Origin of the sequence: Micromonospora sp. S4605 (genome assembly GCF_003176715.1) — a bacterium.
Classification (GTDB): Bacteria; Actinomycetota; Actinomycetes; order Mycobacteriales; family Micromonosporaceae; genus Micromonospora; species Micromonospora echinaurantiaca.
The window spans coordinates 1-8967 of sequence record NZ_QGSW01000366.1 but is presented as its reverse complement, the minus strand read 5'-3'; the positions used below and the strand labels follow the sequence as shown (position 1 = coordinate 8967).

Annotated in this window: 6 protein-coding genes and 1 pseudogene; 4 read left to right on the top strand and 3 right to left on the bottom strand. The window is 75.8% G+C overall.

Annotated features, from left to right (window positions below):
* Positions 1–240 precede the first annotated feature (240 nt).
* From DLJ47_RS30675 to DLJ47_RS37985, 4 genes and pseudogenes are all read left to right on the top strand, one after another.
* Positions 241–2058, top strand: a complete 1818-nt coding sequence (locus tag DLJ47_RS30675) for a hypothetical protein (RefSeq protein WP_233258106.1) — start codon at positions 241–243, stop codon at positions 2056–2058.
* Positions 2055–3521, top strand: coding sequence for an NADH-quinone oxidoreductase subunit NuoF family protein (locus DLJ47_RS30670; protein WP_109905237.1), 1467 nt, complete (start codon positions 2055–2057; stop codon positions 3519–3521). Before DLJ47_RS30675 ends, DLJ47_RS30670 begins: the two co-directional genes overlap by 4 nt.
* A gap of 21 nt (positions 3522–3542) precedes the next feature.
* The gene (locus DLJ47_RS30665; protein WP_109905235.1) at positions 3543–4184 is read left to right on the top strand and encodes a TlpA family protein disulfide reductase; all 642 of its coding nucleotides are present in this window, start codon (positions 3543–3545) and stop codon (positions 4182–4184) included.
* A pseudogene (locus tag DLJ47_RS37985) lies at positions 4181–5074 on the top strand (cytochrome c biogenesis CcdA family protein); the annotation flags it as partial. The gene DLJ47_RS30665 and the pseudogene DLJ47_RS37985, both read left to right, overlap by 4 nt.
* Before the next feature lie 192 nt (positions 5075–5266).
* Here DLJ47_RS37985 and serS read toward each other — a convergent pair.
* From serS to DLJ47_RS30645, 3 genes are all read right to left on the bottom strand, one after another.
* Complete coding sequence (gene serS / locus DLJ47_RS30655; RefSeq protein WP_109905233.1) at positions 5267–6553, bottom strand: serine--tRNA ligase; 1287 nt, start codon at positions 6551–6553, stop codon at positions 5267–5269.
* A gap of 114 nt (positions 6554–6667) precedes the next feature.
* Positions 6668–7744, bottom strand: a complete 1077-nt coding sequence (locus DLJ47_RS30650) for a DNA polymerase III subunit beta family protein (protein ID WP_109905239.1) — start codon at positions 7742–7744, stop codon at positions 6668–6670.
* A gap of 47 nt (positions 7745–7791) precedes the next feature.
* On the bottom strand, positions 7792–8967 hold a 1176-nt coding region (locus DLJ47_RS30645; RefSeq protein ID WP_109905231.1), incomplete at its 5' end, for a saccharopine dehydrogenase family protein.

The window sequence follows — 8967 nt, the reverse complement described above, 5'->3', positions numbered from 1 at the left end:
CCGGGTGGTGGTGCGGGAGAGGGGGCTCTCAGCTGCCCGAATCTTGCAATCGAGGCTGAAAGATTTCGGAAAGATTACAAGCGCGTTGCAGCGGCTGTCAACGTATGGAAATTCGTCGTTGCTTGCGGCGGGCTGTCGAGGGCGGATGCCACTACACGCGGCGGGCGCCCGGACGGTTCGACGACCGGACGGAAATTTTTCCCGGGTCGGTGATCCGACCGCGCCGTCGCTCCGTACTCGATGGGGGAGCAGGGTCGGCCGGCGGTGCGCCGCCGCGAGACGATCGAGGAGCAGATGGCCCGGGTCAAGCAGAACCAGAAACCGGCCACCGTCCGGACCACCAGCACCAGCCGGGGCGTCCGTACCCGGTCCCGGCCCGCGATGGCCGTGCTGACCGTGTCCGCGATCGCCGCGCTGTGGGCGGGGACGATGCTCACCGGCGCCGGCCAGACGGCGTACGCCTACGGCTTCTTCTTCACCGAGTTCTTCGCCGGCGTGATCGCCCTGGTGGCGTTGAGCCTCACCGTGATGCTCGGGCTGCTGGCCACCGACCGGCTGGTGCTGCTGATCCGGCACCGGGTGCTGCTCCAGTCCGCGCACCGGGCCACCGGCATCCTCGGCGTCGCCGGGCTCGTCTTCCACGTGCTGACCAAGGTGGCCACCGGCCGGGCGGCCAGCACCGACGCGATCGTGCCGTTCGTCGGCGGCGGCGGGCTCTACGTCGGCCTCGGCACAGTGGCCGGGCTGCTCATGGTGAGCGTGCTCTGGACCGGCATCGTCCGGGCCCGGTTCGCCGGGGTCGGCCCGAAGTGGCTGTGGCGGACGCTGCACTCGACCGCGTACCTCTCCTGGCCGTTCGCCATCCTGCACGGGCTCAACGCCGGTCGGCCGGCGAGCTCCTGGGTGGTGCTCAGCTACCTCGCCTGCGTGCTGCTGGTCGTGCTGGCGCTGCTGGTCCGCCTCTCGGTGACGTTCGGCCGGCGCACCCGGGAGCAGCACCAGGCGGCCGCGATGAACCAGGCCCTGGCCGCCCGACCGGCCGAGGACGGCAACGGCCGGTCGCTGCTCGGTGGCCTGTCCCGCCGCCGTGCCGAGGGCGACCGCGCCGGCCGGGACAGCAGCTGGGCGGAGACCACCCTGGCCGGCACCTGGACCGCACCCGGCGCCAAGCGGCGCGACCCGGAGCGGTTCACCGTGCCGGTGGTGCCCGAGCCGGGGTCGCTGCGCGAGCCGGTCCGCCCCGCCCGCCGCCGCGACCAGGAGCTGGTGCCGACCGCCCGCCGGCGCCGCACCGAGGAACGGGAAGCGGTGGCCCGCAGCCGCGAGGACGAGCTGGAGCCGGCCACCCGGCGCCGCCGGGAGGAGGAGCCGGAGCGGCGGGCGACCCGCCGGCGCGGCGAGGAACCGGAGCGCGCCGAGCGGCGGTCCCGCCGGGCCGAGCAACCGGCCCGGTCCGGCCGCCGCCGGGACGAGGAGTTGACCCCCACCGGCCGGCGCCGCCGCGACGCCGAGGACCTGGCGCCGACCGGCCGGCGGGGCCGGGACGACGAGGAGCTGGCGCCGACCGGCCGACGCCGGCGGGGCGACGAGGAGAGCGGGCGGATCAGCCGCCGGTCCCGGGTCGAGGTCGACGCAGACGCCGGCACCCGGTACTCGGCGCCGCCCCGGCGGCGGGCCGACGAACCGGAGGAGCCGTGGGACAGCCCGCGCCGCTGGGAGGCCGCCGAGCCGATCTCCGCGGGCCCGATCTCCGCCGGGCCGATCTCTGCCGGCCCCGTCTCGGCCGGGCCGATCTCGGGCGGGCCGATCTCCGCGGCGCCGCGCAGCGGCGGGGGCCGGCACAGCGCCGAGGACGACGTGCCGGAGGAGCCGGACTACTGGCGCCCGCCGGCCCGGTACGTCCCGGAGGAGATCCCGGCCGACGACACCCCGACCCTGGTCGACCTCGCCTCTCGGCGAGCCCGCCGGGAGGCCAAGGAGAGCCGCCGCCGGCGCCGGGCCAACGCCGACGCGGTGGACGGGGCGTACTGGGCCGGGCTGCGGGGTGAGGCGCGGTGATGCGGACCACCGTGCCCGCGGTGGCCTGCGTCGGCGAGCCCCGGCTCACCGCCGGCTTCGCCGAGTTCGGCCGCCTCGACCTGCTCGCCCACGAGGAGGTGCACGGGCCGATCGGGCCGATGGAACCGGCCAACCTGTTGCGGCTCGCCGAGGGCATCCAGCTCAAGGGCAAGGGCGGTGCCGGCTTCCCGTTCGCCACGAAGCTCCGCGCGGTGCTGGAGTCCTGCGAGCGGCAGGACCTGACCGCCGTGGTGGTGGTCAACGCCACCGAGGGCGAGCCGGCCAGCTGGAAGGACAAGGTGCTGCTCACCCGGGCCCCGCATCTCATCCTGGACGGCGCCGCGCTGGCCGCGTACGCGCTCGACGCCGACGAGATCGTGATCGGCATCGCCGACGACGGGGTCGGCAAGGAGTCGCTGACCGAGGCGCTGCAGGAGCGCCGGATGCCGGTGCCGACCACCGTCGTCACCGTGCCGCACCGGTTCATCTCCGGCGAGGGCGGCGCGCTGGTCAACGGGATCAACGGCCTGCCGCACATCCCGCCCGGCACCAAGAAGCGCTCCAGCGACTCCGGCGTCGGCGGCCTGCCCACCCTGCTCTCCAACGCCGAGACCTACGCCCAGCTGGCGATCGCCGCCCGGCTCGGCCCGTACGAGTACGCGGCGCTCGGCACCGACGACGAGCCGGGCACCGTGCTGCTCACCGTCACCGGTGCGGCGCAGCGGCCGGCGGTGGTGGAGTGCGCCGCCGGAACCCCGCTGCGGGAGATCCTCGACCTGTGCGAGGTGCCGGACGGTCCGGGCATCCTGATGGGCGGCTACCACGGCAAGTGGATCACCCAGGAGGCCGCCGACCGGGCGGAGATCTCCCGCAAGGGGCTGGCCGCGGTCGGTGGCACCCTCGGCGCCGGCATCATCGTTCCGCTCGGCGCGGACACCTGCCCGCTCGGTGAGGCCGCACAGGTGGTCCGCTACCTGGCCGGCGAGTCCGCCGGGCAGTGCGGCCCGTGCAAGATGGGCCTGCCCGACCTGGCCCGCGCCGTCGACCTGGCGGTCTCCGGCAGCGCGCCGGTGGAGGTGGTCCGGGCCGCCGCCGGTGACGTGAAGGGCCGCGGCGCGTGCAGCCACCCCGACGGTACGGCCCGGTTCGCCCTCTCCGCGATGGAGGTCTTCGCCGAGGACCTGCGGTTGCACACCACCGGCGAGGGCTGCGGCCGGCGGGTCAAGGGTGTGATGGGCCTGCCCGGCGCACCGGACCCGAACCCGCAGAAGCTCACCCTCGACTGGTCCCGCTGCGACGGGCACGGGCTCTGCGCGCACGTGGTGCCCGACTTCATCCGGCTGGACGCCAACGGGTACCCCGCCTTCCCGTCCACCCCCGTGCCGACCTGGCTGCGCGAGGGCGCGCTGAAGGCGGTCAAGGTCTGCCCCGAGCTGGCCCTGCGGCTGGCCAAGGCCGAGTAGCCAGCTGCGAAGGGAGACGTGATGCGGACGCTGCGCCGGTCGGTCAGGTCCGGGCGGTCACCACGCCGCACCCCCCGCCGGCTCGCCGGCCCGCTCGCGGTGCTGCTCGCCGTCGTGCTGGGTGCGACGTCCTGCGCGGGCGGAGCAGCTCCGGCCGGTCCGGCGGCCGTCGCCACCGACGGCACCGCGCCGTCACCCTCCGGCGGGACCGTGCCGTCGCCGACCGGATCGGCGGGGCCGGCCGCGCCGGCCGCGCCGGTGCCGGACACCCTGGCCTTCACCGCGCGCACCCTGGACGGGGCGGCGTTCTCCGGCGCCGGGCTGGCCGGCCGGCCGGTGGTGCTCTGGTTCTGGGCGCCGTGGTGCGCCACCTGTGCCAGCCAGGCCTGGACGGTCGCCGAGGTGGCCCCGAAGTACCGGGACACGGTGCCCATCGTCGGCGTGGCCGGGCTCGGCGAGCAGCGGGCCATGAAGGACTTCGTCACCGAGTTCGAGCTGGCCGGGACGCCGCAACTGGACGACCGGGCGGGCGCGCTGTGGCGCCGCTTCGAGGTGGTCGAGCAGAGCACCTTCGTGATCATCGACCGGAGCGGCACGGTGGTGCACCAGGGCTTCCTCGACGGCGAGGACCTCACCCGGCGGGTCGCCGCGCTGGCCGGCTGATGGAGACCCCGCTGCTGCTGGCGCTGACCGCCGGCATGCTCGGCGCGGTCAACCCGTGCGGCTTCGCGTTGCTGCCGGCGTACCTGTCGCTGCTGGTGGCCGGTGCCCCGGACGGCCGGGGCGCGGTCGGCCGCGCGCTCACCGCGGCCGCCGGGCTGACCCTGGGGTACGTCCTGGTCTTCGGCGCGTTCGGGCTGGCGCTGGCGCCGCTGGCCGGCTGGCTGCGCCCCCGGCTGCCCTGGCTCACCGTCGGGTTGGGGCTGCTGCTGGTGGCCCTCGGCTGCTGGCTGCTCGCCGGCCGGCGCCTGCCCACCCTCCGCCCGCTGGCCCGGGCGCCCCGGCTGACCCGCTCCTGGCCGTCCATGACGCTGTTCGGCATGGCGTACGCGGTCGCGTCGCTGGGCTGCGCGATCGCGCCGTTCCTGGCGACCGTGGTGACCAGTCTCCAGGCCGGGTCCACGCCGCGCGGGCTGGCGCTGTTCGGGGCGTACGCCCTGGGGATGGGCCTGGTGGTCGCGGTGGCCGCGCTCGGCGTGGCGCTGCTGCGCGGCCACCTGGTGGCCCGGCTGCGCGCCGCTGGCGCGTTGGTGCCCCGGCTCAGCGGCCTGGTGCTGCTGCTCGCCGGCGGTTACGTCGCCTGGTACGGCAGGTACGAGGCGCGCCTCGCGGCCGGCCGTCGGGACGCGCTGGCCGACCCGGTGGTGGCGGCTGCCGGCCGGGTGCAGCGGGCCCTGGTCACCGCGCTCGACGGGATCGGGCCGGCCTGGCTCGCCGGGGCGCTGGCCGCGCTGCTGCTGCTCCGGCTCGCCGCCCGCCCGGCGCCCCGGCACCGGGACGCCCCGGCCGGCGTGGCGCCGGCCTCGCCTGGGGTGGCGCCGGTGGACCCGGCGCCGTGGCGCCGGTCGCTCCGGCCGGCGGCTGTCGGCCGGAGGGTGATACCTCACAGTCATCGAAATGACTGTGAGGTATCACGCTCGGAGGCAGGGGTGCGCGTCCAGACAGCCCGCCTGAGGTGGCCGTGCCGGCGCCGGCCGTCCCGGTCGGTGCCGAAGTTGCGGGTCGCCGGGGTCAGCGGGCCGGGGTCAGCGGGCGGGGGTGAGCCGGTCGGTGCCCAGCCGGTCGCGGAGCACCTCGGGGATCAGCACCGACCCGTCGGCCTGCTGGAACTGCTCCAGGATGGCCGGGAAGAGCCGGCTGGTGGCCAGCGCCGACCCGTTGAGGGTGTGCACGAAGCGGGTCTGCTTGCCGCCCGGCTCCCGGTAGCGGATGGCCGCCCGGCGGGCCTGGTAGTCGCCGGCCCAGGAGACCGACGACACCTCCTTGTACTTGCCGGTGCTCGGCATCCACACCTCGATGTCCAAAGTCTTCTTCATCGAGGCGCTCGCGTCGCCGGCCGCGAGCAGGCTGGTCTGGTAGTGCAGGCCCAGCTTCTCGACCAGGCTCTCCACGTGGCCGACCATCGCCGCCAACGCGGCGTCGGCCTGCTCCGGGAGGGTGAACTGGAAGATCTCCACCTTGTTGAACTGGTGGCCGCGCACCGTGCCCCGCTCGTCGGAGTGCGAGCCGGCCGCCTCGCGCCGGTAGCACGGGGTGTAGGCGAACGCCTTCAGCGGCAGCTTCGCGGTCTCCAGGATCTCGTCCTGGTACGCGCCGAGGATCGCCGTCTCCGCGGTGGGCAGCAGGAACTGCCCACGCGGGGCGGACTGCCGGTCCAGGTGGTAGACGTCGTCGTAGAACTTGGGGAACTGCCCGGCGGCGAAGCCGGCGCTGTCCAGCAGCAGGTGCGGCGGGAGCAGGAACTCGTAGCCGGCCGCGATGTTCTGCTCGATCAGCCAGTTGAGCAGCGCCCACTCCAGCCGGGCGCCCAGGCCGGTGTACATCCAGAAGCCGGAACCGCCGAGCTTGACCCCGCGCTCGTGGTCGACCAGGCCGAGCGCGCGGCTCAGCTCCACGTGGTCGCGGACCTGCTCGATGGCCGGCGGCTCGCCGAAGGTCCGGACGACCCGGTTGGCCTCCTTGCCGCCGGGGACGACGTCGTCGGCGGGCAGGTTGGGCAGCTCGCTCATCCGGTCGCGCAGCCGGGCCTGCACCTCGTCGAGCTCGGCCTCCAGCTCGGCGAGCTGCTTGCGGCCGGCCTCGGGCGCGGCGACCTCCGGCTCGCGACCGGCCCGCTTCGCCTCCGCGTACGCCCGGGCCTCGGCCTTGCGGCGCTGCCGCTCGCCGTCGATCTCCGTGATCAGGCTGCGTCGCTGCTGGTCGAGCTGCTGGAGCTCGTCCAGCGCGCGGGTCACCTCGGCCGGGTCCAGCCGCTTGGCCAGCGCGGTCGCCACCGCGTCCCGATCCTTCCGGATCAACTCCATGTCGAGCATGCTGCTCCGTACGCCTCCGTCCGGACGTCAGGTGGACCTCCAGATGCTACCGTCGCGGCCCCGCGCTCCCCGGGCGGGACCGGCGACGGTCAGCGCCGGATCGGCGTCAGGCGGTCAGAGCCGGATCGGCATCAGGATGGAGAACGAGTCGGCGTCGTCCGGCCGGCGTACGGCCAGCGGGGCGATCGGGTCGTCCAGCTCCAGCACCAGCTCCCCCCGGCCGCCGGCGTCCAGCGCGTCGAGCAGGTAGCCACCGTTGACCCCGATCCGGAACACGTCCGGGTCGTCGGTCAGCTCGTCGGCGCCGAGCAGCCGCAGCCCGCCCTCCTCGGCCAGGCCGAGCACCGTCACGGACAGCTCGACCCCGTCGTGTCCGCGCGGCACTACCGGGGCGTCCGGGCTGGTCAGCGCGGCCCGCAGGGCGGCCACGTCGACCGTCAGCCGGTGCGCCGGCGACCCGTCGGCCAGTGGCCGCAGCAGTGGGGCGTAATCCGGGAACTCGTCCGGCAGGGCGGTGGCCTCGACGCCGCGCCCGGCCACCGAGACGGCGATGGTGTCGCCGGCCACGGTGAGCCACGCCTCGGCGGTGCTGTCCGCGCCGGTATCGAGCAGGGCGCGGACCTCGTCGACGAAGCCGACCGGGGCGAGCGCGCGTACCGGCGGGCCGTCCGGCCGGCCACCGACCCGGGTCACGGCCAGCCGGTGCCGGTCGGTGGCGGCCAGCCGGACCCCGTCCGAGCCGATGTCGAACAGCACGCCGGCCAGCACCGGCAGCTCGGGGTCGGCGCCGACGGCGAAGCGGACGGCGTCCACGGCGGCGGCCAGGTCGGCGCGGGACAGCACGAGGCGGGTGAACATCGGCCGCTCCCCGGGATCGATCAGGGCGCGGATCCGGGAGAGTTCGCGGCGGGCGTCGGCGAGCCCGTCCTCCAGCCGGCGCAGGTGCGCGTCGAGCAGCCGGTGCACCTCGGCCGGTTCGGCCCGCACCGCCCGCGCGATCTCGGGCACCGGCATCCCGACCCGACGCAGCCCGGCCACCAGCCGGGCCGGCGCCACCTGGTCGTCGGTGTACCAGCGGTACCCGGTGACCGGGTCGACCCGCGCCGGGACCAGCACCCCGGCCGAGTCGTAGAACCGCAGGGCGCTCACCGTCAGGCCGCTGGCCCGGGCCAGCTCGCCGATGCTGCGCAGGTCGCTCTCCACGGCCGCTGATCCTGTCGTCTCAACCAGGTCGAGGGTCAAGCCGCCCCGGCGGCGGGGTCGTCCAGCACCCGGAAGGTCAGCCCGGCCCGGGTCAGCCGGTCCAGCAGCGCGTCGCCCATCGCGGCGACCGGGGTGAGCTGGCCGGCGGCCGGCGGCAGGTCGTCCAGCGCCAGGCAGAGCGCCGACTCGGCGAGCATCTTGGCCGTCTCGTCGTAGCCCGGGTCGCCGCCGGCCACCTCGGTCAGCACCCGCCGGCCGCCGCCGGTGCCGACGAACCGGACCCGGAACCAGGACTTCGCCCGCTGCTGCGGCGTCGGCCCCTGCCCGGAGGCGAGCCGGCCGAACAACCAGCGCCGGGTCGGCGGCAGCTTCACCAACGCGACCACGGCGGCCAGCCCGGCCGCGCCGGCCAGCACGGTGGGCAGCCGCTTCACCGCGGCGAAGTGCCGGTAACGGAAGTCCGGGCCGTACTCCGGTCGGGCCGCGGCCGAGCGGCGGACCACCTGCGGGTCGATGGTGGGCAGCGGCACGGCCCAGACCCGCAGCTCGGCGGAGCGGGCGAGCCGGCCGGGCACCGCGCGGACCCGGCGGTCGGCCGGGCGTGGTTCGACCGCCCGCCGCTCCCGCGCCGCCCGGGACGCTTCGGCGGTACGGGAGAACGCGGTGAGCGCCGAGTGGTAGGTGCCGGCGGAGAACCGGCCGCCAGCCCGGACGTAGCCGTCCACGCTGATCGGGCCGTCCGCCGGCAACTGCCTGACCGTGTACCAGACGCCCAGGTCGTGCGGGATCGAGTCGAACCCGCAGGCGTGCACCAGCCGGGCTCCGGTGCGTACCGCCTCGGCGTGGTGGTGCAGGTACATGGTGTCGACGAACTCGGGTTCGCCGGTGATGTCCAGGTAGTCGGTGCCGGCCCGGGCGCAGGCGGCGACGAGCGGCTCGCCGTGGTGCACGTACGGGCCGACCGTGCTGGCCACCACCCGGGCGCTCTCCGCGACCGAGCGCAGCGACTCCGGGTCGGTGACGTCGGCGGTGAGCAGGGGCAGGCTGGCCAGCGCCGGGTCGATGGCGGCGAGCCGCTCGCGGACCGCCGCCAGCTTGCCCGGGTTCCGCCCGGCCAGCGCCCACCGCAGCCCCGCCGGCGCGTGCCGCGCCAGATACTCCGCGGTCAACCCCCCGGTGAACCCGGTAGCCCCGACCAGCACCACGTCGAA

Excerpts from the sequence above, each read along its gene's own strand:
- DLJ47_RS30675 (WP_233258106.1), top strand. The coding sequence starts at position 241 with ATGGGGGAGCAGGGTCGGCCGGCGGTGCGCCGCCGCGAGACGATCGAG.
- DLJ47_RS30665 (WP_109905235.1), top strand. The coding sequence starts at position 3,543 with ATGCGGACGCTGCGCCGGTCGGTCAGGTCCGGGCGGTCACCACGCCGC.
- serS (WP_109905233.1), bottom strand. The coding sequence starts at position 6,553 with ATGCTCGACATGGAGTTGATCCGGAAGGATCGGGACGCGGTGGCGACC.